This is a genomic window from Thioalkalivibrio sp. (genome assembly GCF_041690275.1).
Classification (GTDB): domain Bacteria; phylum Pseudomonadota; class Gammaproteobacteria; order Ectothiorhodospirales; family Ectothiorhodospiraceae; genus Thioalkalivibrio.
In genome coordinates, this window is record NZ_JAWLHP010000015.1 from 14,077 (window position 1) to 37,802 (window position 23,726).

23 protein-coding genes are annotated in these 23,726 nt (G+C 68.6%); 19 read left to right on the forward strand and 4 right to left on the reverse strand.

Annotated elements, in window-relative coordinates:
* Nucleotides 1-20 precede the first annotated feature (20 nt).
* The gene (locus ACESMN_RS04315) at nucleotides 21-1,118 is read right to left on the reverse strand and encodes a LysM peptidoglycan-binding domain-containing protein (protein ID WP_373052357.1); all 1,098 of its coding nucleotides are present in this window, start codon (nucleotides 1,116-1,118) and stop codon (nucleotides 21-23) included.
* 403 nt (nucleotides 1,119-1,521) lie between these two features.
* On the opposite strand from ACESMN_RS04315, the gene def reads away from it, so the two are divergent.
* The 12 genes from def (at nucleotide 1,522) to msrA (ending at nucleotide 14,515) form a co-directional block, all read left to right on the forward strand.
* Nucleotides 1,522-2,064 (forward strand): peptide deformylase, encoded by a 543-nt coding sequence (gene def / locus ACESMN_RS04320; protein ID WP_373052358.1) that lies wholly within the window; start codon nucleotides 1,522-1,524, stop codon nucleotides 2,062-2,064.
* On the forward strand, nucleotides 2,064-3,017 hold the full coding sequence (fmt, locus tag ACESMN_RS04325) for a methionyl-tRNA formyltransferase (protein ID WP_373052359.1): 954 nt from the start codon (nucleotides 2,064-2,066) through the stop codon (nucleotides 3,015-3,017). Before def ends, fmt begins: the two co-directional genes overlap by 1 nt.
* Nucleotides 3,014-4,333: a 16S rRNA (cytosine(967)-C(5))-methyltransferase RsmB gene (gene rsmB / locus ACESMN_RS04330; protein ID WP_373052360.1), complete on the forward strand. Its 1,320-nt coding sequence runs from the start codon at nucleotides 3,014-3,016 to the stop codon at nucleotides 4,331-4,333. Before fmt ends, rsmB begins: the two co-directional genes overlap by 4 nt.
* Nucleotides 4,334-4,337: 4 nt before the next feature.
* Nucleotides 4,338-4,889: a DUF4390 domain-containing protein gene (locus tag ACESMN_RS04335; RefSeq protein WP_373052361.1), complete on the forward strand. Its 552-nt coding sequence runs from the start codon at nucleotides 4,338-4,340 to the stop codon at nucleotides 4,887-4,889.
* A gap of 26 nt (nucleotides 4,890-4,915) precedes the next feature.
* Nucleotides 4,916-7,075, forward strand: a complete 2,160-nt coding sequence (locus ACESMN_RS04340) for an ATP-binding protein (protein WP_373052390.1) — start codon at nucleotides 4,916-4,918, stop codon at nucleotides 7,073-7,075.
* Nucleotides 7,072-8,448, forward strand: a complete 1,377-nt coding sequence (locus ACESMN_RS04345; protein WP_373052362.1) for a sigma-54-dependent transcriptional regulator — start codon at nucleotides 7,072-7,074, stop codon at nucleotides 8,446-8,448. Before ACESMN_RS04340 ends, ACESMN_RS04345 begins: the two co-directional genes overlap by 4 nt.
* A 14-nt stretch (nucleotides 8,449-8,462) precedes the next feature.
* The gene (gene trkA, locus ACESMN_RS04350; RefSeq protein ID WP_373052363.1) at nucleotides 8,463-9,842 is read left to right on the forward strand and encodes a Trk system potassium transporter TrkA; all 1,380 of its coding nucleotides are present in this window, start codon (nucleotides 8,463-8,465) and stop codon (nucleotides 9,840-9,842) included.
* A 64-nt stretch (nucleotides 9,843-9,906) separates the two neighbouring features.
* Complete coding sequence (locus ACESMN_RS04355) at nucleotides 9,907-10,248, forward strand: tetratricopeptide repeat protein (protein WP_373052364.1); 342 nt, start codon at nucleotides 9,907-9,909, stop codon at nucleotides 10,246-10,248.
* The gene (locus tag ACESMN_RS04360) at nucleotides 10,245-11,243 is read left to right on the forward strand and encodes a lipid A biosynthesis acyltransferase (protein WP_373052365.1); all 999 of its coding nucleotides are present in this window, start codon (nucleotides 10,245-10,247) and stop codon (nucleotides 11,241-11,243) included. The genes ACESMN_RS04355 and ACESMN_RS04360 overlap by 4 nt, the downstream gene beginning before the upstream one ends.
* 193 nt (nucleotides 11,244-11,436) lie before the next feature.
* Complete coding sequence (locus ACESMN_RS04365) at nucleotides 11,437-12,459, forward strand: CHAD domain-containing protein (protein WP_373052366.1); 1,023 nt, start codon at nucleotides 11,437-11,439, stop codon at nucleotides 12,457-12,459.
* Between the two features lie 258 nt (nucleotides 12,460-12,717).
* Entirely contained in the window at nucleotides 12,718-13,860 is a 1,143-nt protein-coding gene (locus ACESMN_RS04370; RefSeq protein ID WP_373052367.1) for a PQQ-dependent sugar dehydrogenase, read from the forward strand.
* A 10-nt stretch (nucleotides 13,861-13,870) separates the two neighbouring features.
* Nucleotides 13,871-14,515, forward strand: coding sequence for a peptide-methionine (S)-S-oxide reductase MsrA (gene msrA / locus ACESMN_RS04375; protein WP_373052368.1), 645 nt, complete (start codon nucleotides 13,871-13,873; stop codon nucleotides 14,513-14,515).
* Here msrA and ACESMN_RS04380 read toward each other — a convergent pair.
* Together ACESMN_RS04380 and ACESMN_RS04385 are read right to left on the reverse strand one after the other, a co-directional pair.
* On the reverse strand, nucleotides 14,497-15,345 hold the full coding sequence (locus ACESMN_RS04380; RefSeq protein ID WP_373052369.1) for a gamma-glutamyl-gamma-aminobutyrate hydrolase family protein: 849 nt from the start codon (nucleotides 15,343-15,345) through the stop codon (nucleotides 14,497-14,499). The genes msrA and ACESMN_RS04380 overlap by 19 nt on opposite strands.
* Complete coding sequence (locus ACESMN_RS04385) at nucleotides 15,332-16,324, reverse strand: amidoligase family protein (protein WP_373052370.1); 993 nt, start codon at nucleotides 16,322-16,324, stop codon at nucleotides 15,332-15,334. Before ACESMN_RS04385 ends, ACESMN_RS04380 begins: the two co-directional genes overlap by 14 nt.
* Nucleotides 16,325-16,516: 192 nt before the next feature.
* Here ACESMN_RS04385 and folB point away from each other — a divergent pair, with 192 nt between their 5' ends.
* The 6 genes from folB to ACESMN_RS04415 all read left to right on the forward strand — a co-directional run bounded on the left by folB (nucleotide 16,517) and on the right by ACESMN_RS04415 (nucleotide 21,328).
* Nucleotides 16,517-16,870, forward strand: coding sequence for a dihydroneopterin aldolase (gene folB / locus ACESMN_RS04390; protein WP_373052371.1), 354 nt, complete (start codon nucleotides 16,517-16,519; stop codon nucleotides 16,868-16,870).
* Nucleotides 16,867-17,382 carry a 2-amino-4-hydroxy-6-hydroxymethyldihydropteridine diphosphokinase gene (folK, locus tag ACESMN_RS04395; RefSeq protein WP_373052372.1) on the forward strand — a complete coding sequence of 172 codons (516 nt, stop codon included), beginning with the start codon at nucleotides 16,867-16,869 and terminating at the stop codon, nucleotides 17,380-17,382. The genes folB and folK overlap by 4 nt, the downstream gene beginning before the upstream one ends.
* Before the next feature lie 364 nt (nucleotides 17,383-17,746).
* Nucleotides 17,747-18,085 (forward strand): P-II family nitrogen regulator, encoded by a 339-nt coding sequence (locus tag ACESMN_RS04400; protein WP_373052373.1) that lies wholly within the window; start codon nucleotides 17,747-17,749, stop codon nucleotides 18,083-18,085.
* A gap of 41 nt (nucleotides 18,086-18,126) precedes the next feature.
* Nucleotides 18,127-19,374: an ammonium transporter gene (locus ACESMN_RS04405; protein WP_373052374.1), complete on the forward strand. Its 1,248-nt coding sequence runs from the start codon at nucleotides 18,127-18,129 to the stop codon at nucleotides 19,372-19,374.
* Nucleotides 19,375-19,916: 542 nt separating this feature from the next.
* Nucleotides 19,917-20,525, forward strand: coding sequence for an ATP-binding cassette domain-containing protein (locus tag ACESMN_RS04410; protein ID WP_373052375.1), 609 nt, complete (start codon nucleotides 19,917-19,919; stop codon nucleotides 20,523-20,525).
* A complete protein-coding gene (locus ACESMN_RS04415; protein WP_373052376.1) occupies nucleotides 20,522-21,328 on the forward strand; it encodes an ABC transporter permease in 807 nt (268 codons plus the stop codon). Before ACESMN_RS04410 ends, ACESMN_RS04415 begins: the two co-directional genes overlap by 4 nt.
* Nucleotides 21,329-21,544: 216 nt before the next feature.
* On the opposite strand, the gene argA is transcribed toward ACESMN_RS04415, so the two are convergent.
* On the reverse strand, nucleotides 21,545-22,867 hold the full coding sequence (gene argA, locus ACESMN_RS04420; RefSeq protein ID WP_373052377.1) for an amino-acid N-acetyltransferase: 1,323 nt from the start codon (nucleotides 22,865-22,867) through the stop codon (nucleotides 21,545-21,547).
* A 458-nt stretch (nucleotides 22,868-23,325) separates the two neighbouring features.
* Here argA and ACESMN_RS04425 point away from each other — a divergent pair, with 458 nt between their 5' ends.
* Entirely contained in the window at nucleotides 23,326-23,694 is a 369-nt protein-coding gene (locus tag ACESMN_RS04425; protein WP_373052378.1) for a cupin domain-containing protein, read from the forward strand.
* Nucleotides 23,695-23,726 lie beyond the last annotated feature (32 nt).

The window sequence follows — 23,726 nt, forward strand, 5'->3', positions numbered from 1 at the left end:
TCGGCGCCTCGTTTGCCGGATCAGGGGTGTCGGGTCTTGAACCCTTCACGGATGGGCCGCATCGACTCGATCACCAGGCCATAGGCCACCTTCTCGAAGGTCCGGAACACCATCAGCGTACCGACCTTCTCCTCGGGCAGCTGCACGACGTCGTTGCGTCCCTCGCTGACGGGATCGACGGCGGTACGTCCCGCTGCCCACACCGCGAAGACCTGGCCGTCCCGGACGCCTTCGCGCTCACCCCGGTTGATCACCGCGGCCTGGTACCTGCCGATCTGGGTGATCGCGTCGAACAGCAGGATCACCTCGCCCTCGAGCCCCGGCGGCGGGTTGCTGATGTCGAACAGCAGATCCGGGTCCTCGTCGAAGCCGATCAGGCGGTCGCCGCGCAGCGCCTCGCGTTCGCCGGCGCTGATCAGCGCGGTCGCGATCTCGCCGCCACGGACGATCTCGGCCTGGCCGACGGGGATGATTGCCACCCCCAGTTCCTCGCCGGTCTCGGGGTCCACCAGCATCCGGTCCCTGCGGACCAGCTGATAGAGGTCGTACTTCTCGGCGTCCGGGGCGTTGCGCACGTAGACCTCGTCGCCGGGGCCGAAGAGCACCCGCTCGTCCCGGGCGGCCACGATGTGGGGAGCCTGCTCCAGCGTCTCCTCGTCGACCACGCGGGCGCGGAACATGAACGGCTGCAGCGCGGCGATCGGGAAGGGCTTCTCCGCGAGTTCCTCGATGCGCGTGCGCGGACCGGCGTCCACCATCACGCGCGGCCGGTCATCGATGAAGTGGATGCTCAGCACGTCACCGGGATAGATAAGGTGCGGGTTGCGCACCTCGGGATTGACCAGCCAGATCTCCGACCAGTACCAGGGATCGCGCAGGAAGACGTTGGCGATGCTCCACAGCGTATCGCCCTCCTGGACCACGTACCGCTCCGGCGCTGTCGGTCGCAGCACCGGTTCCGGTGCGGGTTCCGGCTCGGGTGCCGTCATCGGCTCGGGAGCCGGCTCCGGTTCCGGCACTGCGGGTTCGGGAGCGGTCGCACAGGCGACCAGCCCCAGCGCCAACAGGACAACAACGGCCGTCTGGCGCACGCGTGCTGCAGCCCTTGCATCGAACATCGTTTTCCCCCTGTTCATGTCCCCGCGACGTCCGCCCGGCGCGTTCTCTCGCCGTCACCGCTCGCGATGCCGGGCGAATTCCTGCCGGCCGCCGCTGTCTGATTCCCCGACCGGACCTCTGCACGGCAGTGTCCGCGCCAGTTTGCGGTTCTATCGTAAAATGCACCGCTGACCCAATATACTGCAAAACAGGTCCCGCGGCGGTACGGCGCCCCGTCAACCTGAAGATCGCGCCCAGCGCACTCGATTCCCGCTCCCGCCGGCGGGCGAGGGCCGGTGGGAAGGGACGATCACGCGATCCGCGGCCGATCTTCATTCCCTGGATCGGCGTCTATCGTCAACATCTTTAGAAGTTAGCAGAAAAACGTTGCCGGCACAGTACAAAAAGATCGAGGTCTTATCGATGGCACTTAGAGAAATCCTTCACTTTCCGGACCCGCGGCTGCGCCTGCGCGCGCATCCGGTGGACCAGGTGGACGATTCCGTGCGGCAACTGGTCGACGACATGTTCGAGACCATGTACACGGCCCCGGGCATCGGCCTTGCCGCCACGCAGATCAACGTGCAGAAGAGGATCCTGGTCGCGGACGTGTCGGAGGACCAGGCCGAGCCCCACTGCCTGATCAACCCGGAGATCGTCAGCCGCGAGGGGGAGGAGGAGATGGACGAGGGCTGCCTCTCCGTTCCCGGCTTCTACGAGACCGTACGCCGGGCCGAGCGCATCCGCGTGCGGGCGCAGAACCGGGACGGCCAGTCCTTCGAGATGGACGTCGACGGCCTGCTCGCGGTCTGCATCCAGCACGAGATCGACCACCTCGACGGCAAGCTCTTCGTCGATTATCTCTCCACCCTGAAGCGCAATCGCATCCGCAAGAAGCTGGAGAAGCAGGCGGCCAGGGCGCCGTCCGCGAGCCCGGCCGTGGCCGGCTCCGTCGCCGGCCGTTGATGGCCGCGGACCGGCGCATCGTCTACGCCGGGACTCCGGAATTCGCGGTTCCCGCGCTGGCGGCCCTGATTGCGTCGGGGCGGACACCCGTCGGGGTGTACACGCAGCCGGATCGCCCCGCCGGGCGGGGCCGCAGGCTGAGCCCGAGTCCGGTGAAACGGATCGCGCAGGCGGCGGGAGTCCCGGTGCTGCAGCCGGCATCGCTGCAGTCCGACGAGGCCCACGGGGAACTGCGGCAGCTGCAACCGGACATCCTGATCGTTGCCGCGTACGGGCTGATCCTGCCGCCCGCGGTGCTGTCGATCCCCTCTTTCGGGTGCCTGAACATCCACGCCTCGCTGCTGCCGCGCTGGCGCGGCGCCGCCCCGGTGCAGCGCGCGATCCTGGCGGGGGACCGGCAGACCGGAGTCTGCCTGATGCATATGGAGGCGGGCCTGGACACCGGTCCGGTCTACGCCTGTGAGCGCCTGCCCCTGGATGACCGCATGATCGCCTCCGAGGTGACCGAGCGTCTTGCGGGGATGGGCGCGGCACTGCTGGTGGAACGTCTGGACGCGATTCTCGATGGCAGCCTGCAGCCGTCGCCGCAGCCGGAATCCGGGGTGCGTTACGCTCGCAAGGTCGAAAAATCGGAGGCCTGGGTGGACTGGAGCGAGCCGGCGGTCCGGATCGCCCGCCGCGTGCGTGCCTTCCAGCCCTGGCCGGTCGCGCAGACGCGTCTGGGTGACCGCGTACTGCGCATCCATCGGGCAGACGTGCCGGAGCCGGCCGAAGGGACTCCAGCGCCCCCGGGCACGGTGGTCGCGACCGGGCCCGACGGCGTCGACGTGGCGACGGGCGCTGGCCTGTTGCGCCTGCGGACGGTGCAGCTCCCGGGGCGCAGGCCGATCCCCGCGAGCGCCTGGGCCCGCGGCGAGGCCCTTCCCGGCCGGCGCCTCGGGGGCGATGGATGACCGCCGGGCAGACCGGCTGGATACCGCGCCGGCAGTGCCTCTCGGCTCTGAGTCGGGTGAGGCTGAAGGGGGAGTCGCTGACCGCGGCGCTGGCCGCGGAGACCCGCGATCTGCCGCCGCGCGAGGCCGCCTGGAGCCGGGCGCTGGCCTATGCGGCGATGCGCTGGTACATCCGCCTCGAGGCCATGGTGGACGGGATGCTCGACAGGCCGCTGAAGCCGCGTGACGCGGTGATCCGTGTCCTGCTCTGCCAGGGTCTGGCCGAGATCTTTCACTTCGGCACGCCGGATCACGCGGCGGTGCGGGAGACGGCAGAGCTGGCCCGGACCGTGCAGCGTCCGGGTGCCGTCGGCCTGGTGAACGCACTGCTGCGGCGAGCGCTGCGCGAACGCGAGCAGCTGGCGGCAGTGATGGACCGTGATCCGGCGACGCGTTATGCGTGTCCGTCGTGGCTGATCCAGGGCATCCGGGACGCCTTCCCCGACCAGTGGGAGTCGGTGCTGCAGGCCTCCACCCAGCCGGCCCCGATGACCCTCCGCGTCAACCTGGCCCGGGGCTCCCGGGAGGATCTGGCGGCGCGGCTGGAGGAGTGGGGCGGCGCCGCTGAGCAACACCCGCTGGTGCCCTCCGCGCTGACGCTGGCCGCAGCGGCGGATGTGCAGGATCTGCCGGGATTCGCCGAAGGGCTGGTTTCGGTGCAGGATGGGGCGGCCCAGTGGGCGGCCCTGCTGCTGGCGCCGCAGCCCGGAGATCGGGTGCTGGACGCCTGCGCGGCGCCCGGAGGCAAGACGGGCCACCTGCTCGAGTGCGCGGGCGGCGAGCTGGATCTGCTCGCACTGGACGTGGATGGCGGCCGCCTCGGACGGGTCCGGGAAAACCTGCACCGGCTGCATTACCATGCCCGCCTGGCGGTTGGCGATCTGTCCAATCCGGAGACGTGGTGGGACGGGAGGCCCTTTGATGCGATCCTGCTCGACGTCCCATGCTCGGCAACCGGCGTGATCCGCAGGCACCCGGACATCAAGCTGCTCCGGCGCCAGGGCGACATCCCCGACCTGGCTGTGCGCCAGCGGGAACTGCTGACTGCCGCGTGGAGTCTGCTGCGGCCCGGCGGGCGCCTGCTGTATGCCACCTGTTCGCTGCTTCGCGCGGAGAACGAGGCGGTGGTGGCCGCCTGGCTCGGGGACAATCCGGAGGCGCGGATCCGCGATCCGGGCTTCCCGGGCGGGATCGACCGCGAGGTGGGACGGGCCATTGCGCTGGGCACCCTGGACATGGACGGCTTCTACTATGCACTGCTGGAACACAGGGGCTGACCGGGTGCGGCGCTGGCTCGCGGGACTGCTCGTCTGGATGCTGCTGGTACCCTTGGTGACGATGGCGACCGAGATCCGGCAGGCCGATCACGTCTGGCAGGACCACGACCGGCTGCTGGTGCGCATGTACCTGGACATGGAGCTTCCCGGGGTGGTGCTCGACGCGCTCGAGAACGGGGTGCGCGTGGATTTCATCTCCGAGGCCCGCCTCGAGTACCCGCGCTGGCTCATCGGCGAGCGCATCCTGACGGCGCAGACCCGCTCGGTGCGTATCGAATACTACGAACTGAGTCGCCACTACGTGGTCACGGATCACGAACGCCAGCAGACCGATCTCGCGCCGACTCTCGGTGATGCGCTGGAGATCCTGGCCCGGCGCCTCGGGCGGATGGTGCTGGAAGTGGACCGGGATTCGCTGCGCCCCGGGCGCGACTACCAGCTGGCAACGCGGATCCAGGTGGATCACTCGGCCCTGCCGCTGCCTCTGCAATGGGATGCGCGACTGCGCAGCGCCTACGTGACGCGACTGGGGTGGTATCGGTGGTCCTTGGACTGAGACGTTTTCCCTGGGGCCTGCTGGGCATGGTCCTGCTGTTCCTGCTGCTGCTGGCCTCGCTGGTCCTGATGGGCGACGCGGCCCAGAATTCCGCGCGGTTCGAGCAGCTCTTCCTGTGGCTGCTGGCCTTTCACGGCCTGGTCCTGGTGGCGCTCGGGATCCGGATCATCTACCAGTTCTCGCGCCTGATCGTGCAGTACCGGGACGGCGCGCCCGGGAGCCGCCTGACGCTGCGGCTGGTGGCCGGTTTCATGCTGGTCGCGGTGCTGCCGGTGACGGTGGTCTACTACTTCTCCTTCAAGTTCCTGAACGAGGGCGTGGATTCATGGTTCGACGTGCGGGTCGAGGGGGCGCTGGAGGACGCACTGGAACTGTCCCGCTCGTCGCTGGATCTGCGTGTCCGGCAGCTGGCGCGGGAGACGCAGGAGATCATGGGGCAGCTGCAGGATGTGTCCGAGACCCTGGTGCCGCTGGCCCTGAACGATCTCCGCGCCCAGATGGACGCCCAGGAACTGACCCTGGTCGGCGCGAACAACCGGATCATCGCCTCCAGCACCGACAGTCCGATCCGACGGCTGCCCTCGCCTCCAGGGTCCGACGTGCTGCTGCGCATGAGCCCCGGACAGCCCTTCACCCGGCTCGAACCGCAGGCGGACGGAAGTCTCGTGATCCGGGTGGTTGCGGCCGCCAGCGAGCGCCGGCCGGGCGCCGACAGTCGCATCCTTCAGGGCATCTACCCCGTGGACCCGCGCATGAGCGCGCTGGCAGTGCGGGTGCAGGACGCCTTTGTCGATTACCGGGAGTTCGCGTACTTGCGCGGGCCGATCAAGCAGGGCTTCATCTTCACGATGTCCCTCGCGCTGGCCATCTCGCTGATGGCGGCGCTCTGGGCGGGACTGCTCGTCGCCCGCCGGCTGGTGCGCCCGGTGACGGACCTGGCCGAGGGCACCCGGCTGGTGGCGTCGGGCGACTACAGCACCCGGCTCGCGGTCAGCCGGGACGACGAACTCGGTTTCCTGGTGCGCTCGTTCAACGCGATGACGCGCACGCTGAGCGAGGCGCGTCAGGAGGCGGAGCGCAACCGCCGGCTCCTCGATGCAGAGCGCGCCTACCTCGAGAGCGTGCTGCAGCACCTGCGCTCCGGGGTGCTGGCACTCGATGGCAGCCTGCGCCTGCGCACCGCCAACGGGGCCGCCTGCCAGATCCTCGAGTGCGACCTGTGGGCCGGGCACAACCGCTTCTTGTCCGAGTACGACGGCGAGTGTCCGCTGGTGGCCCAGTTCTTCGACGCGATCAGCGACGCGCTGACCCGCCGCGAGGAAGAGTGGTCGCGCGAGGTCGTGGTGTTCACGCGCACCGGGCGCAAGGTGCTGATGACCCGGGCCGTGTGGTTGCCGAATCTCGGCAACAACCGCGGGCTGCACGCCATCGTCTTCGATGACATGACCGAATTCCTGCGCGCCCAGCGCGATGCCGCCTGGGGCGAGGTGGCAAGGCGGCTCGCGCACGAGATCAAGAACCCGCTGACGCCGATCCAGCTCTCCGCCGAACGGCTCTCGCGGCGCTTGGGCAAGACCCTGCAGGGCTCCGACCGCGAGGTGCTGGATCGGGCGACGCAGACCATCGTCCAGCAGGTGGAGGCGATGAAGACCCTGGTCAACGCCTTCCGCGACTATGCCCAGGCGCCGCGGCTCGCGCTGGTGCCCCTGGATCTGAACGATCTGTTGCGCGACGTCTGTGAGCTCTACGGGGGGGTGGAGCACGCGCGCATCGTGCTCGACCTGGAGCCGGGGCTGCCCGCGATCCGGGCGGACGCCGGCCGGCTGCGGCAGCTGCTGCACAACCTGATCAAGAACGCGATGGAGGCCGTGGCGCAGCAGCCCGCGGGCGAGGTCCAGGTCGCGACCCGCAGTCTCGACGACGACAATGGCCGACGGGTTGAACTGCGGGTGGCGGACAACGGGCCCGGCATCCGACCGGAGTTCCTTGAACGCATCTTCGAGCCCTACACCACGGACAAGCCGCGGGGCACCGGGCTGGGTCTGGCGGTGGCGCAGAAGATCGTCGAGGAGCACGGGGGCATGATTGAATGCCATAATCGGTCCGTCGGCGGCGCCGTGTTCGTGATCCGGATTCCGGTCGATCATGGCGGTGACGAAGGCGACGTCGGAGACGAACGGGAATGAGCGTAGCGTACGTACTGGTGGTGGACGATGAGCCGGACATCCGCATGCTGCTGCGCGATGTGCTGGAGGACGAGGGCTACGAGGTGGCGCTCGCCGGCTCGGTGGCCGAGGCCAAGGCGGCCCGGCGCGCCCGGCGTCCCGACCTGGTGCTGCTCGACGTCTGGATGCCGGACGGGGACGGGATCAGCCTGCTGAAGGAGTGGAGCGACGAGGACGGGCTGCCGTTCCCGGTAGTGATGATCTCCGGTCACGGCAACGTGGAGACCGCAGTCGATGCGACCCGCCTCGGTGCCTACGACTTCATCGAGAAGCCCCTGTCCATCGACAAGCTCACGATCACCCTGAGCAATGCGCTGGAGTCGGACCGGCTGCAGCGCGAGAACCAGGGGCTCCGCCGCTTCGGCGCCGCGATCGCCGAACCGGTCGGCGACAGCGCGGTGATGAACAGCCTGCGCGACCAGGTGCAGCGCATGGCGCAGCACGACACCTGGGTTCTGATCTCCGGCGAGGCCGGTGTGGGCAAGCACACCTTCGCGCGCTACCTGCACGGGCGCAGTGCCCGTCGCGACAACCCCTTCATCGTGGTCGCGGTCGGGTCGCTGTCCGGTGAGGAATCCGTCGCCGAGCTCTTCGGCGCCGAGCACGGGGAGCGTGTCCGCTTCGGGCTGCTGGAACAGGCCGCCGGGGGGGTGCTCTTTCTGGACGAGGTGGCGGAGATGGATCCGCAGACGCAGGGCCGGCTTCTGCATGCGCTGGACACGCAGCGCATCACCCGGATCGGTGGCACCCAGCCGATCACCGTGAATGTCCGCGTGGTGGCCGCGACCAAGGTCGATCTCGGTGAGGCCGTCGCCCAGGGCGGGTTCCGGGAGGACCTGTACTACCGCCTGAACGTGTTGCCGCTGAAGATCCCGCCCCTGCGCGAGCACCCCGAGGACATCCCGGCGCTGCTCAACTACCACATGGTCCAGCTGCATCAGCAGGAAGGGCTGCCGGTGCGCAGCTTCCAGCCGGGGGCGCTGGAGCAGCTGCGCCGTTATCACTGGCCGGGAAACGTCCGCGAACTGCGCAACTTCGTGCAGCGGCTGATGATCCTCGGGTCCGGTGACGAGGTGAGCCGCGAGGAGGTGGAACGCACACTGTCGGGACAGACGCTGCAGGAGGCCGAGCTGGAGGAGGCCGGTCTGTTCCCCGATCTCCCGTTGCGCGAGGCCCGCGAGCAGTTCGAACGCCAGTACCTGATCCACCAGCTCGAGCGCAGCGAGGGCAACATGACCCGCCTGGCGGAGCGCGTCGGGCTGGAGCGGACCCACCTCTACCGGAAGTTCAAGACTCTGGGCATTGATCCGAAGAGGCTCAAGGCCGAGGGCTGAGCGCGGGGTTCCGATTGAAGCGTATCGTCATCGTCGGTGCGGGGCAGGTGGGGCAGTCGCTCGCGGAGGCCCTCAGTGGAGACGGTCACAACGTGACGGTGATCGATACCCGCGCCGACTGTCTGGAGGCCATCGCCAGCCACCTCGACATCCGGACGATCAGCGGCTTCGGCTGCCATCCGGGCGTACTCGAATCCGCGGGCGCGCGGGAGGCCGAGGTGCTCATCGCGGTGACCGATTCCGACGAGGTGAACATGCTCGCCTGCCAGGTCGGCTCCACGCTGTTCGGAATCGGCACCAAGATCGCGCGGGTGCGCGAGCGCAGCTATCACGACAACCCCGGGCTCTTCGCGCCGGACGCGGTGCCGGTGGACATGCTGATCTCCCCCGAGGCGATCGTGACCAGCCAGATCCAGCGCCTGCTCGAACATCCCGGTGCGCTGCAGGTCCTGGACTTCGCCGACGGACTGGTATCGCTGGTCGGGGTCAGGGCCTACTACGGCGGTCCGCTGGTGGGCCACGAGCTGCGCAGGATCAGCACCGACATGCCGGGCATCCACACCCGCGTCGCAGCGATCTTCCGGCGCAATCGCCCCATCGAGCCGGATGGGGACACCGTGGTGGAGGCCGAGGACGAGGTCTTCTTCGTGGCCGCGAAGAAGAACATCCGGGCCGTGACCTCGGAACTGCGCAAGCTGGACAAGCCCTACCGGCGGGTCCTCGTGGGCGGTGGCGGCAACATCGGCCGCCGGCTGGCGGAGGCGCTGGCCGATCGTTACGAGGTCCGGCTGATCGAGCGTGATCCGCAGCGCGCGGAATACCTGGCCGCGGAACTGCCCCCCGACACGCAGGTGCTGACCGGGGACAGCGCCGATGACCGCTTCCTGGAAAGCTGCGGAATCGGCGACATGGATGTGTTCTGCGCGGTGACCAACGACGACCAGGCCAACATCTTTTCCGGAATGCTGGCCAAGCGCCGGGGTGTGCGCAAGGTGATGGCGCTGATCAACCGCCCCGGCTACGTCGACCTGATGGAGGGCGGACCGATCGATGTGGCGCTCTCCCCGCAGCAGGCGACCATCGGGGTGCTGCTGGCGCGCGTGCGCGAGGAAGGCACCGCGACCGTGCACAGCCTGCGCCGGGGCGCAGCGGAGGCGATCGAGACCATTGTCAGCGGAGACCGGCGGACGTCGCGCGTGGTCGACCGACGCATCGACGAGTTGCGGCTGCCAAGGGGCGCCAGCATCGGCGCGATCGTGCGCGACCGGGAGGTGATCGTGCCCCACCATGACACCGTGATCCGAGCCGGCGACCACGTGATCCTGTTCCTGACCGAACGCGACCGGGTGAAGGCCGTGCAGCGCCTGTTCCGGCCGGCTTCGCGGTTATTCTAGTGATAAGCCACCGGTGGGGCTGTGCCAACCCCCCGCCCCCCCGAATGAAGCTGGAGGAACAAAAATGGCCGACATGATCCCCCGTTTCGAGGCCATGCTCGAGGCCGGTCAGGATTCGCCGATGCTGCGCCTGTCGCTGGCCAACGCCCTGGTGGCGGCGGGAAGGACCGGCGAGGCGATCCCGCACCTGGAACGCGCGCTGGAGCAGGACGCCGGCTACTCCGCGGCCTGGAAGCTCCTCGGGCGGAGCCTGCTCGATGCCGGCGAACCGGCCCGGGCACTCGAGGTCTGCGAGCGCGGCGCGTCCGTGGCCCGGGACAGGGGCGACCTGCAGGCGGCGAAGGAGATGGAGGTCTTCGCCCGGCGGGCGCGCAAACAGATCGTTCCTCCCGCCGGCGGGCAATGAGCACCCGCGCAGGCGCCGCGGCTCCCGGGGCCGATGCCCACCGGGCCGAACTGACCTGGCGCCACGCATCGCCGCGGCACTGGGGCACGTGGTTCGGCCTTGGCCTGCTGTGGCTGCTGCACCGGCTGCCGCGGCCGGTGCTGCGCGCGCTGGTTCCGGGACTGGCCCGGGCGCTGCGCGCAGGCTCCCCGAAGCGCCGGCATATCGCGCGGGTAAACCTCTCCTGGTGCTTCCCGGATCTGACCCGGGACCAGCGCGAGCGCCTGCTGCGCGAGCACTACCGGTATGCGGCGCAGAGCATGCTCGACTACGGGATGCTCTGGTTCGGGTCGCCGCAGACGCATGCGGCCCGCATTCGCCTGGTGGGCGAAGAGCACTACCAGCGGCTGCGCGCCCGGGACGTGCCGGTGATCGTGCTTGCACCGCACTCGTTGGCGCTGGACCACGGCGGGCTGCGCATGAGCCAGTCTTACGATGGGGTGTCCTTCGCCAAACCGATGCGGAATCCGTTGGTCGAGTGGGTCAATCACCGCTCCAGGACCCGCTATTCCGGCGACATCTTCACCCGGGAGCAGGGTCTGCGGCCGGCGATCCGCCAGATCCGGCGGGGACGCTTCTTCTACTATCTGCCGGACGAGGATCTTGGCGCCGAGGGGGCGGTCTTCGCGGAGTTCTTCGGCGTGCGCAAGGCGACCTTGACCGCGCTGGGGCGTCTCGCTCGGATGACCGGCGCCGCTGTGCTGCCGAGTTTCACGAGCTACGACCGAGCCGAGGACCAGTACGTGCTGAAGCTGTGGCCGCCGCTGGAGGATTTTCCGAGCGGCGACGACAGTGCCGATGCCCGGGCGATGAACGCGGCCATCGAGCGCGCGATTCGCGAGGCGCCGGCCCAGTATCTGTGGACGATGCGGCTGTTCCGGACCCGCCCCGGGGGGCAGCCACACCCCTATCGTTATCCCCCTGATGCCGGCGCGGCCGGCAACCGCCCGAGCTAGTGGGCCATGCGGAAGGTTCGGTACCAGATCGCTTCGCCAGAAGCGCCGGCGCTGCGTTGGGCCAGTTTGAAATAGGCCCACTATTCCTGCCCTTGCCCTCCTTGCTCCGGCCCTTCTGGCTGTGCTCCATAGTCACCGAACTTTCCGCATGGCTCACTAGAATCTGTAACATACCGGAGAGTAGGATGCCGCGATGGTTGCCAGGGTCCTGACCGTCAAGCCCTCTCACATGCAGCGCCCGGTTGGCCAGGTCGCCCGGCTGCTGATGCGCAAGCGTCTTGCGGTGGCCGACGCACTGGCAGGGGAGCTGGACGATCCGGATGCGGTGCACCAGTTCCGGGTCGCGATACGGCGTGCGCGCAGCATCGAGAAGGCCTACCGTCCGTACCTGACCGACGTCGTCACCCGGAAGCTTCGCCGGCGCCTGAAGGCGGTGGTCGACGCCACGGGCGCGGCTCGGGACACCGAGGTACAGCTGGCCCGGCTGGCGCAGCGACGGTCCGATCCGAAACCGCATCAGAGGCCCGGCTTCGACTGGCTGCAGCAGCGCCTGGAGGAACGGCTGGAGGCTGAATATGCGGAACTCCGGGCGACCCTGGCGGAGCGCTTCCGGCTGGTGCACAAGCCGCTGCGCGCCCGGCTCAAGGCGAAGCGCGACGACCCCCGGCACAGCTTCGCCGAGGTGACAGCGGGACTGCTGCTCGAGGCCAGCGGCGATTTTGCGACGCAGTGCGCCAACATCCTTGCCGATACCGCGGAGGAGCCGTTGCACATCGCCCGCATCAGCGGGAAGCGCCTGCGCTACCTGCTGGAGCCGCTGGTCGTCGTCCTTCCCGACGCGGCCGAACAGGCCCGGCAACTGAAGGTGCTGCAGGATCTGCTGGGCGAGATCCACGATCTGCAGGTCTTCGGACAGGAGCTGGCCGTGGCCTCCGAGGAGGCCGGCGCCATGCGCATGCGCCAGCTGATCGAGCTGTCCCTGACCCTGCCGCAGGATTCGGCGGAGCTCGAGCGGGCGCGCCAGCTGGACGAGCGGGCCGGCCTGATGTCACTGGCCCGGGAACTGCAGACGCGCCAGATCGACCTGGTCGAGCATCTGCGTGCCCGGTTGCGGGCCGGACATGCGGAGGAGCTGGTGACGTCAGTCCGGGGGCTCGCGAGGGACTGCGCCCGGGCCGGGCTGCTTGCGGAACCCGCCCGTGGCCTGCCGGACTAAACATCATGTCGATACGCGACGCCCCGAGGGATGAGAGCGCCGTATGGAGTGCGGCGGCTTGCCGCCGCCTTGCGCTGCAGGGGGCTGCCTCCTGCCGCGGGAGCAAGCTCCCGCACTCCATGGCGCGAACGGGGCGCAGGAGACGGGCGACCGTCCAGCCGAGGTGGCGGCAGGGCCAACTATCGGTCGTGCACGCCGTGTTCTTTCGTGGCTGCTCTTGCACGTCAACGCTGCCGGGCGGCAGCAGGGGATATGCTGATGCACTCGATGCGAACGGGTCCCTGGCGGATCCTTCCCTTTCTGCTCCTGCTCGTCTCGCTCGCGGCCTGCGCGGGGGAGCAGGGACGTGCGGGCGCGTCCGCCGACTACCGCGTCGTGCCACTGACCGACGGCCTGTCGCACCCCTGGGCGCTGGCCTTCCTGCCCGACGGCGACATCCTGATCAGCGAACGGCCCGGGCGCCTCAGGATCTTCCGCGACGGCAGGCTGTTGCCGGAGCCGGTGCCGGGGTTACCGCCGATCACCGCCACCGGTCAGGGAGGTCTGCTCGACCTGGCCCTGCATCCCGGGTTCGAGGACAACCGCTGGCTGTATTTCACCCATGCCGCCTCGGTCGGCGGCGGCGTGACCACGCGTCTGGCGCGCGCGCGCCTTGAGGATGACCGCCTGAGCGACGTCGAGATCCTGTTCACCGCCGAGCCTGCCAGCCGTGGCGGGCGCCATTTCGGCGGTCGCATTGTCTTCGACCGCGACGGGTACGTCTTCCTGTCCGTGGGCGATCGCGGAGACCGGCCGCGCGCCCAGCTACTCGATGACCACGCGGGCAGCATCATCCGGCTGCACGATGACGGCCGCGTTCCCGCGGACAACCCCTTTGCCGGGGACGACGGAGCGCGTCCGGAGATCTATGCCTACGGCGTGCGCAACCCCCAGGGAATGGCCCTGCACCCCGAGGCCGGAGCCCTGTGGGAACATGAGCACGGGCCCCGGGGCGGTGACGAGATCAACATCATCGAGCCCGGTCTGAACTACGGCTGGCCGGTGATCACCCACGGCATCGACTACTCGGGTGCCGTCGTCGGGGAGGGAATCCGCGAGAAGGAAGGCATGGAACAGCCCCTGCACCACTGGACCCCGTCGATTGCGCCATCCGGCATGGCCTTTTACCAGGGCGATGCCTTCCCCGACTGGGACGGTGATCTGCTGGTCGGGGCGCTGGCGCACCGGCACCTCGCACGGATCACGCTTGACGACGACAACACCGTGGTCTCGGAGGTCCGCCTGCTCGAGGCGCAGAACCGGCGCATCCGTGACGTGCACGTGCGCGACGGTCTGGTCTACGTGCTCACCGATCACGACCCCGGCGAACTGCTCCGCATCGAACCGCCGGGTCAGCCCTGAGGAGTTCTGGATGTTGTTTGCCGCGATGCACAAGACCCGCATGCCCGATCCCTCGGAGGCGCTGCCGGGACGCGCGACCCCGATGCCGGTACCCGAGCGCCACGCGGTGCTCGACGTCCCGCTGCTGCCGCCCTATCCGGACGGGATGGAGGTGGTCCACCTCGGCATGGGCTGCTTCTGGGGCGCGGAACGTCTGTTCTGGCGACAGCCGGGCGTTCACGTGACCGCAGTGGGCTATGGTGCCGGCCATACCCCGAATCCGACCTATCGGGAGGTGTGCTCGGGCATGACCGGGCACAACGAGCTCGTCCGCGTGGTCTTCGATCCGTCCAGGCTTGCGCTCGAGGAGGTGCTGAAGATCTTCTGGGAGGGTCACGATCCCACCCAGGGCATGCGCCAGGGAAACGACGTCGGGACGCAGTACCGCTCGGGAATCTATCCTGCGGATCCGGGGCGACTGCCGGTGGCCGAGGCCAGCCGCGAGCGCTTCAATGAAATCCTGCGCGCGGCGGGCCGCGGTCCGGTGACCACGGAGATCAGGCCGCTGGAGGATTTCTACTTCGCGGAGGACTATCACCAGCAGTACCTGGCGAAGAACCCGGAGGGTTACTGCGGCCTGGGGGGGCTCGGCATTCCCTATCCGGCCGCGAGCTGACCGGGCCGCGCGGGTGCCTGCCGGGCGGCCTCCACCAGGGCCCGGAACAGCCGCTGCTGGATCTCCTTCTGCGGCAGGTATTCGGGGTGCCACTGCACGCCGATGCACCAGCCGGCCGTGGACTCGATCGCCTGGATCACGCCCGCCGGTTCGCAGGCCGCGACCCGGATCCGCCGGCCCAGACGTTTCACGGCCTGATCGTGCAGCGCATTGACCCACAATTCTCCAGTGTCGAAGACCTCCTCCAGCCGGCTGCCGGATTCGACGGAGATCTTCTTCACCGGCAGCAGGCTGCGCGACCTCGGGGTCTCCACGTAGAACGCGTCGAGGCTGCGGTTCAGGCTCCCTCCGAGCACCACGTTGATCAGCTGCATGCCGCGACAGATGCCGAGCACCGGCAGGTGGCCGTCGAGCGCGCGGTTGATCAGGGCCTTCTCCAGGCGATCCCGCTCGGGGTCGAGGCCGCCCCGATGCGACTGGAACATGCGGCGGAGCAGCCAGAGCATCGGGTAGAAGGCGTAGCCGATCAGCCGTTGCGTCCAGCGGCGCTCGGCCGCCTGGATGTCGCTGGCGCTCGGCCCCCCGGGCTCGTCATAGAGCGCCGGGTCGACGTCCGCGCCGCCGCCGACGATCAGGGCATCGAAATCGCAGCGGTAGCAGGGTCGTGACGGGCGGATCCTGAGCGGTCGGCCGCCCGCCCGGCGCACGGCCAGCGCGGTGAAGAACCATGCCGGCCAGCCGCCGCGGTCCGGTCCGGTGATCGCGACCAGTGGACGCCGGCTCGCACCGTCCGTCTCTTCGCGGGCTGTTTCCGGATCAGAACCAGTCACGGATCCGCTGCGCCCATTGGTCCGCGAACTGCCCGAGCGCCTGCGCGGGACGCCGCAGGTATTCCGCGCGCGCATCCTGCAGGCGGTCCGTGTCCGCCGCCAGGTGTTCCACCTCGGCCCATGCATTGAACGGTCGTGCCAGAGTCCATTCGGGGTCGTCGATCTCGCAGTTCGGCAGCCGGTAGTGCAGTGCCGGACGCGGCTTGATCAGTTCGTGTTCCACCGGCGCCGACCGTACACGCTGTGCATCGATCACTGCGAACAGGGGCAGCATGTCCAGTGGGCGGTTTCGGGTCGGGTTGTGCTCGAGGTAGTCGTCGATCAGCTCGCCGATCCCCGGGCGGTAGGCGGGTTGCAGCAGGTGACGTACGTAGCTGCCCGGGAAGGGCTTGATGAATGGCGTGAGCCGGCGGGCGAGGTCGATGTTGCCGGCCTTGACCAGTGCCTCGTAGAGCAGCACGAAGGCCTGCAGCAGCGGAGTGAGCCAATCCGCATCCAGGCTGTGCGCCTCGATGTTCAGCTGCAGCCCGAAGGCGTACAGCAGCGACGCCTGGGTCCCCTGCGCTCCTTGCCGCTGGAGTGTGCCACGGACGCGGTCGAGACGCGGCAGCACGGTCATCGGTACCGGAGGAGCCACGATCTCGTACGGGACCAGGCGGGCCGCGGCATCAGCAAGCCAGCGGTCCAGGGACTCCTGATCCCTTGCATCGAGCTCGACCCCGAGGCGCCGGAGATGCTCGCGGTAGCGGTGGTCCCGGAGCACGCTGGCGTCCAGTTCCACACTGAAGTCCCCGTACTCCGTTTCGCGCACGTACGTGACGAAGGCTCCGCCGCTTTCGATCCGCCCGCCGAACTCCGCGCGCACGGCCGCGGCCATCACGTCCAGTGCAACGTCCCCCATTTCGATCTCCACCCCGATGCGGCGCGGGCGCCCGTCGGGGTCGTCCGGCCAGGGCAATTCTCGAAAACGGCTGCTCATCGCGGCTATGGCTCCTGGTCCCGCGGGTTGCGGGATCGGTGTTGTGGCGGCTTGGCCCCGGATCATAGCGCAGCCTGTGCCGGGCTTCCGGGGAACACCGGACCAAGACGGTGCTCGGCGGCTCCGCGGGCGGTCGGTTATGCTTGCGCCCTGGTGTCTGGCACGGGTTCCTCGCGGGGAGGCGAACGAACCATGGATCACATCTATCTGCACGACCTCGAAGTTGAAGCCGTGATCGGCATTCATGCCTGGGAGCAGCGGATCCGGCGCCGCCTGCGCTTCGACATCGAACTGGACACGGATACGCGGTCCGCCTCGGACTCCGGAGACATCGGTGACACCATCGACTACGCGGCCGTCGCCGACTGTGTCCGCTCGATCGTGACCCGCGGCGCCCACGTTCTGCTCGAGGGTCTGGCCGAGGAGATCGCGCAGACGCTGCTGGAACGGTTCGGCTGCCACTCGATTCGCCTGACCGTGGGCAAGCCGGGCGCGGTAGCGGGCGTGCGCGAGGTCGGCATCGTTATCGAACGGAACCGACCTTGAATGCCGGGCCCGGTCCGTCCCGGCGTGCCTTTGTCGGACTCGGCAGCAACGTCGAGCCGGCAAGCCACCTGCGCACTGCGCTGGGCGCGATTGCCGGCGCCTTCGGTGCGCTGCGGCGTTCCCCGGTCTGCGCCAGTCCGGCGGCCGGCTATCACGGACCGGACTACTGGAACCTCTGCGTCGCCTTCGACACGTCACTGTCGCCAATGGAACTGGTGGGATGGCTGAAGCAGCTGGAGGCGCGCCTGGGCCGCCGGTCCGGCGAGCCGCGCCATGCCCCGAAGACCCTGGACGCGGACCTGCTGCTGCTGGACCGGCTGGTATCGGCGCAACCGCCGCTTCCCCATCCGGAGATCCTCACCCGCACCTACGTGCTCGGACCACTGGCGATGCTGGCTCCGGAGCTGCCGCTGCCCGGCAGCCAGCGGACGGTCGGCGCCATCTGGGCAGAGCTGCGGCACACCGGAGCCATCGAGGTCCTCTCTCCGGATCCGCTCCAGGATAGACCCTGATCCAACGGCCATTCGCGTGAGAGGCGCGCCCTGCACCCCTGTCCCCGCCCCCCCTGCGGGAGGCGAGCCCTCTCGCCGATCCGGCGCCGGGGAAGATCGGCCAGGGGGCTGGCCTCCTGCGCTTGATCCTCTCCGGAAGGTCTGCCGTGACTTCACCTTCCGGTTATGCACCGTTCTGGTGCAGCGATCCCCGTGGTTCCGTTCGCTTTTGGTGCGGTCACCCCCTGCGTGGCGGTGATTCGATCACAAATGGCGCCCGAGCCCGTCTGGGCATGGTTGGCACGGCCTGTGCAGGAAGCCCCGCGTCTACATGACACCTCTCGTCCTGCGTGGACAAACCAGCTCTAGCGACAAGGAGTGAACGATGAAAATGATCATGGCGATCATCAAGCCCTTCAAGCTTGATGATGTTCGCGAAGCAATATCGGAAATCGGCGTGCAGGGCATGACGATGACTGAAGTAAAGGGGTTCGGTCGCCAGCGTGGCCATACGGAGCTCTACCGGGGTGCCGAGTACGTGGTGGACTTCCTGCCCAAGGTCAAGCTGGAGGTCGCGGTGGATGACGATACGGTTGACCGCGTGGTCGAGGCGATCACGAAGTCTGCAAGCACGGGCAAGATCGGCGACGGCAAGATCTTCATTTCACCCATCGAGCAGGTCGTGCGCATCCGCACCGGCGAGACCGGGGCCGAGGCGCTTTGAGCCGCCTGGACTGAACTCACGTTTACTGGAGATTTCCGATCATGGAACAGCAAGTAGCAGAACTTGCCTACGCACTCGATACCTTCTATTTCCTGATAGCGGGTGCGCTGGTCATGTGGATGGCCGCGGGCTTTACAATGCTCGAGGCAGGCCTGGTGCGAAACAAAAGCACCGCTGAGATCCTCACCAAGAACATCGCGCTGTATTCGGTTGCGACCGTGATGTTCATGGTCGTGGGTTACAACATCATGTACAGCGACGGGATCAGCTCGATCATCCCGGGCATCGGCTTCTTCATCTCGGGTGACAACACCGTGGCAGAGATGGTGGCGAGCGATGGTGACATCTATTACTCCAACCGGGCCGACTTCTTCTTCCAGGTCGTGTTTGTCGCCACCGCGATGTCGATCATCTCGGGTGCGGTTGCCGAGCGCATGAAGCTGTGGGCCTTCCTCGCCTTCGCGGTCGTGATGACCGGCTTCATCTACCCGATCCAGGGCTTCTGGAGCTGGGGTGGTGGTTTCCTTTCCGACTTGGGCTACGTCGACTACGCCGGTTCCGGCATCGTCCACTTCACCGGTGCCGTCGCGGCGCTTGCGGGTGTGCTGCTGCTCGGCGCGCGCAAGGGCAAGTACGGTCCGAACGGCGAGATCAACGCGATTCCAGGTGCTGCTCTGCCGCTGGCGACGCTGGGCGTGCTGATCCTGTGGCTGGGCTGGTTCGGCTTCAACGGCGGTTCGGAACTGAAGGTGTCCGATCTGAGTTCGGCCAATAATGTTGCTGCGGTGTTCGCGAACACCAACCTCGCGGCCGCGGGTGGCGTGATCGCGTCCCTGATCGCGTCCCGCCTGCTGTTCGGCAAGGCGGACCTGACCATGGCCCTCAACGGCGCGATCGCCGGTCTCGTGGCCATCACCGCCGACCCGCTGAGCCCGTCGCCGCTGCTGGCTGCCGTGATCGGCGCGATCGGTGGCGTGATCGTGGTCTTCTCCATCGTCGCACTGGACAAGATGAAGATCGACGACCCCGTCGGTGCGATCTCGGCCCACGGTACCGCCGGGATCTGGGGGGTGCTGGCGGTGCTGCTGTCCAACCCGGATGCAACGGTCTTCGGCCAGCTCAGCGGCCTGGTGGCGATCTTCCTCTTCGTCTTCATTGTCAGCCTGGTCGTCTGGTTCATCCTGAAGCTGGTGATGGGCATCCGGCTCTCTGAAGAGGATGAATACCTGGGCGCCGACGTGGTCGAGTGCGGACTCGAGGCGTACCCGGAGTTCGTCAAGAAGACGTAAGCGACTTGGGGTGCCCGGAACCCCGAGTCCGGGCACCCCAGACGGAGTCTCCTCCGACACCGACCATACAGTCTCCCAGGGCTTGAAATCGGTGATTGCGGGCGCAACAGCGCCCGCTTTTTTTGGTGCGCCGGGGAGAGTTCCGGGCATCCGGGGGCGGCTGCTCCGGCGTAGGTGCGGGGCGGGCACGCTCAAGCCGTCCGTGGCCGCCGATGGCCCGCACCGCACGTATTCCCGGAGCAGTTCTTGAGCTCTGGGGACTGCCCCAATCAGAGCCTTCGGCGACGCCGGCAGACCATCGCGGGGCCGGCTCTCGTGTGCTCAGCGGGGTAGAATACGGCGCCTGATCGGCGCGCGGGCTCGCCTGCAGAGCCCGATGGTCGTGGGAGCGGCCTCCCGGCCGCGATGGGTATGGCGGCATGGGTGATCGCGGCTGGAAGCCGCTCCCACGGCGGAGGGGCAACCGGAAGCGCGCTCTGCCGGGCGCCAGGGGCATCTAGTGCCGCTCAATACGAAGCGGGATAGGGGGAAGGTCGGGCGGAATGGAGTGCTTGCTGGAGGTCGAGGGTTTGCAGACGGCACAGCTGGGACCGCTGGACCTGTGTCTGCAGCCTGGAGAGCTGGTGCAGATCAGCGGTGCCTCCGGCTCCGGCAAGTCCCTGCTGCTGCGCGCACTCGCGGATCTTGATCCGGGCTCGGGCGCGGTCAGGCTCGCGGGACAGGACCGGGGGGATATCGCGCCTCCCGAGTGGCGCCGCCAAGTCGCGTATGTCCCGGCGGAGACAGCATGGTGGGCGCCAAGGGTTGCGGAACACCTTCCCGCCGGCTGGGAAAGGGGGCAGGCACTGGCCTGGCTCGAACGCATGTCCCTGCCCGACGAGGCGCTGGGCTGGGAGATCGAGCGCCTCTCCAGCGGCGAGCGGCAGCGGCTGGGGCTGCTGCGTGCCTTGCTGAATCGCCCCCGCGTGCTGCTGCTCGACGAGCCAACCGCGAACCTCGATCTCGAGAACACCCGCCGCATCGAGCGCGCGGTGCGCAGCTACCTCGCCGAGGCGGGAGCGGGCGCCCTGTGGGTCAGTCACGACACCCTGCAGCGCAGTCGTCTGGGCGGACGCATCCTCGAGATCCAGGGCGGGAGGTTCGCTCGATGACCGTGATCAGCCTGAGCGCATGGGATCTCGCGCTTGCGGCGCTGCTGGTGGTCGCGCTGGCGGGGCTGACCCTCTGGGCGCGTCTGGGGGTGGGCCGCAGCCTGCTGATCGCGGGTGTGCGCACGGTACTGCAGCTGCTGCTGGTCGGACTGGTGCTCCAGACTCTGTTCGACCACGCGCAGCTAAGCTGGGTGGCACTGATGGCGCTGGTGATGCTGGCGGTCGCCGGGTACGAGGTGATGGCCCGGCAGGAGCGGCGCTTTGCCGGCATCTGGGGCTACGGGATTGGTGCGGCAACGATGTTCCTGTCGGCATTCGTGGTGACGGTGCTGGCGCTCACCACGATGGTCGGGCCCACGCCATGGTGGGAACCGCAGTACGCGATTCCGCTGCTCGGGATGCTGCTCGGCAACACGATGACCGGCATCGCACTGGGCCTGGACCGTCTTACCCACACGGTCTGGCGGGAGCGCCGGGTGATCGAGGGCCGGCTGGCGCTGGGGGAGACCTGGATCAGCGCGACCGCGACCATGCGCCGCGAGGCCGCGCGCAGCGGCCTGATGCCGACGATCAATGCGATGGCGGCGGCCGGCGTGGTCAGCCTGCCGGGGATGATGACCGGTCAGATCCTTGCGGGTGTGCCGCCGGTGGAGGCAGTGAAGTACCAGATCCTGATCATGTTCCTGGTCGCGGGCGGCACCGGTTTCGGCGCGCTGGGCGCGGTCTGGCTGGCATCGAAGCGCCTGTTCGACCAGCGGTCGCGGCTGCGCCTGGATCGCCTTCGCCCGGGACGCCGCGGCTGACGGTCATGCCCGCGGGCAAAGGCCCCCGAAGGATGAAGACGAGCCACGGAAGAACACGGACAGCCATGGAAGAAAATAACGCTACGGGAGCCGTGGTGCATTCCGCGTGTTTCCGTGTTTCTCCGTGGCTGAATCTTCGCCCCAGGCGATCGCGACCGGGGGCGGTTCCCGTGACCCCGGGCATTTGTGGGATGGACCTCCGTCGCGACAGCAGCGTCAGGCGAGCCGTTTCACGAATATCCGGGAGTTGCGCGCCTGGCTGTACAGCGCCTGGCGCGCGGCCGGCAGATCGTCGATGTTGCCCGGGTGATAGCCGCGTTCCTGGAACCACTGCGCGGTTCGCGTGGTGAGCACGAAGACCTGCCGATGGCCGCGCCTCTGGGCCAGGCCCTCCATGTGTTCCAGGATCTGGTCGCCCCGCCCGCCGCCACGATAGTCCGGATGCAGGGCGAGGCAGGCGATCTCGGCCACCTGTGTTTCGGGGAAGGTGTAGAGTGCCGCGGTGCCGATGATCAGCCCGTCGGCGTCCAGCACCTGGAAGCAGTCGATCTCCAGTTCCAGGTGCTCGCGGGTGCGTCGGACCAGAATGCCCTCGCTCTCCAGCGGCTGGATGAGTTCGAAGATCCCGCCCACATCGTCGATGGTCGCGGCGCGCAGGCGCTCCACCGGCTCGCGGCTGACCAGGGTCCCGATTCCGCTCCGCGAGAACAGCTCGATCAGCAGGCCACCGTCGATGTGCCGGTCCACGAGGTGTACGCGCAGGTCGTGCACGGCGCAGACCTCCACCGCGCTGCGCAGGTGGCCGGCCAGTTCCTCCGGCAGCCCGGCCTCCGTGGCCAGCAGCCGCTCCACCGCCGGCACCGTCAGCTGCGTGAGCGTCTCGGCGTGCCGGTCGCGCAGCGGGCCGGCCTCGGTCAGAAACACCAGCTTGTCCGCCTTCAGACCGGCCGCGACCTGGGTCGCGACGTCTTCGCCGGACAGGTTGAAGACCTCGCCGGTCGGCGAGTAGCCGAGCGGTGACACCAGCACGATCTGGCCCTCGTCGAGCAGGCGCGTGATTCCCGGTGCGTCCACCCGCCTGACCTCGCCGGTGTACTGGAAATCCACCCCGTCGCGGACCCCCAGCGGCCGCGCGGTCACGAAGTTGCCGCTAGCAACCCGCAGGCGGGCACCGGCGATGCCCGGGCTGCCGAGATTGCGTGACAGCAGCCCCTCGATGTGCAGCCGGAGGCGACCGACCGCGTCGCAGACCGCCTCCAGCGCCTCGGCATCGGTCACCCGCAGGCCTCGCGAGTATCGCGGGGTGAGTCCGCGGTCACGCAGCCGGGCCTCGATCTGAGGACGGGCCCCATGTACCAGCACCACCCGCGTGCCGAGTGCCCGCAGCTGCGCGATGTCCCGCAGCAGGGCCGGGAATTCGGGTGCCCGGGCGGCCTCGCCCGCCATCGCGATGACCATGGTCCGGTCGCGATGCGCGGCGACATAGGGCACCGCCGCGCGGAACCAGTCGAGTTCGGTGTGTTGCGGGTCTGGATCCATGTCGGTCGAGTCCTCGCCTGCCGGGGGCGGCGGTGCCGGCGAGTTTGTGTCCCGTTTCTGTCGCCCCGGTTCGCACGAGTGTATCGCCTTCGGCCGTTTCGGGTGTAGAAGCGCTTGCCCTGGGCCTTATGCGGCGTGCGCCCCGGTCCCTGTGGGAGGCGAGTATTGTCGGCGCTCCGGCGCGGGGGATCTCACCCGGGGGGATGCCGCGATTGACGCCTGGTGTGGGGTCTGTGCGAGGATTCACGCAGCGCGAACGTCGCGCACGGCGGAACACAACCCCCAACCCCCGCCTGCTGGGCCGGGGGATCTCCATCCAGCGGGTAGCTACCCTTGATCCCATCGAGCAGCGGAATCCTGCGAAGCATGCCCGGCCCGGGTTGGCCGATCCTCTTCTGCAAAGATGCCAGCGGCCTGCCGCGCATCGCCGCCATGCCGATGGGCTCGGTGAGGTACCGATGACAGGGACTGCCCAGCCGCCCGCTGAATACTGGTTCGAGGAGCGCTGCCACATCGCCGAGTGGTGGAATACGCCGACCGACACCGCGGTGTCGGTGGCCCGCGCCCGCGTCGAGCCGGGGGTCACCACCCGGCTTCACCGCCTGAAGGGCGTGACCGAGCGCTACGTGATCCTCGAGGGCAGGGGCCGGGCCGAGGTCGGAACGCAGGCGCCGCAGGAGGTGGGCGCGGGCGACGTGGTCGTGGTGCCCCCGGACACCTCGCAGCGAATCACCAACACCGGGGACGTCGATCTGGTGTTTCTGGCCGTCTGTACCCCGCGCTTTACGCGCGACATTTACCGGGACATCGACCCGGAGCCGTTGTGACGGCTGCGCCCGCGGGAACGGCCTCCGGCCGC

Coding starts and splice junctions, on each gene's coding strand:
- ACESMN_RS04345 (WP_373052362.1), top strand. CDS start 7,072: ATGAGCGTAGCGTACGTACTGGTGGTGGACGATGAGCCGGACATCCGC.
- fmt (WP_373052359.1), top strand. CDS start 2,064: ATGGCCGCGGACCGGCGCATCGTCTACGCCGGGACTCCGGAATTCGCG.
- rsmB (WP_373052360.1), top strand. CDS start 3,014: ATGACCGCCGGGCAGACCGGCTGGATACCGCGCCGGCAGTGCCTCTCG.
- ACESMN_RS04400 (WP_373052373.1), top strand. CDS start 17,747: ATGAAAATGATCATGGCGATCATCAAGCCCTTCAAGCTTGATGATGTT.
- ACESMN_RS04355 (WP_373052364.1), top strand. CDS start 9,907: ATGGCCGACATGATCCCCCGTTTCGAGGCCATGCTCGAGGCCGGTCAG.
- ACESMN_RS04385 (WP_373052370.1), bottom strand. CDS start 16,324: ATGAGCAGCCGTTTTCGAGAATTGCCCTGGCCGGACGACCCCGACGGG.
- ACESMN_RS04410 (WP_373052375.1), top strand. CDS start 19,917: ATGGAGTGCTTGCTGGAGGTCGAGGGTTTGCAGACGGCACAGCTGGGA.
- msrA (WP_373052368.1), top strand. CDS start 13,871: ATGTTGTTTGCCGCGATGCACAAGACCCGCATGCCCGATCCCTCGGAG.
- ACESMN_RS04340 (WP_373052390.1), top strand. CDS start 4,916: ATGGTCCTGCTGTTCCTGCTGCTGCTGGCCTCGCTGGTCCTGATGGGC.
- folB (WP_373052371.1), top strand. CDS start 16,517: ATGGATCACATCTATCTGCACGACCTCGAAGTTGAAGCCGTGATCGGC.
- ACESMN_RS04365 (WP_373052366.1), top strand. CDS start 11,437: ATGGTTGCCAGGGTCCTGACCGTCAAGCCCTCTCACATGCAGCGCCCG.
- ACESMN_RS04315 (WP_373052357.1), bottom strand. CDS start 1,118: ATGTTCGATGCAAGGGCTGCAGCACGCGTGCGCCAGACGGCCGTTGTT.
- ACESMN_RS04415 (WP_373052376.1), top strand. CDS start 20,522: ATGACCGTGATCAGCCTGAGCGCATGGGATCTCGCGCTTGCGGCGCTG.
- ACESMN_RS04370 (WP_373052367.1), top strand. CDS start 12,718: ATGCACTCGATGCGAACGGGTCCCTGGCGGATCCTTCCCTTTCTGCTC.
- ACESMN_RS04405 (WP_373052374.1), top strand. CDS start 18,127: ATGGAACAGCAAGTAGCAGAACTTGCCTACGCACTCGATACCTTCTAT.
- def (WP_373052358.1), top strand. CDS start 1,522: ATGGCACTTAGAGAAATCCTTCACTTTCCGGACCCGCGGCTGCGCCTG.
- argA (WP_373052377.1), bottom strand. CDS start 22,867: ATGGATCCAGACCCGCAACACACCGAACTCGACTGGTTCCGCGCGGCG.
- ACESMN_RS04425 (WP_373052378.1), top strand. CDS start 23,326: ATGACAGGGACTGCCCAGCCGCCCGCTGAATACTGGTTCGAGGAGCGC.
- ACESMN_RS04360 (WP_373052365.1), top strand. CDS start 10,245: ATGAGCACCCGCGCAGGCGCCGCGGCTCCCGGGGCCGATGCCCACCGG.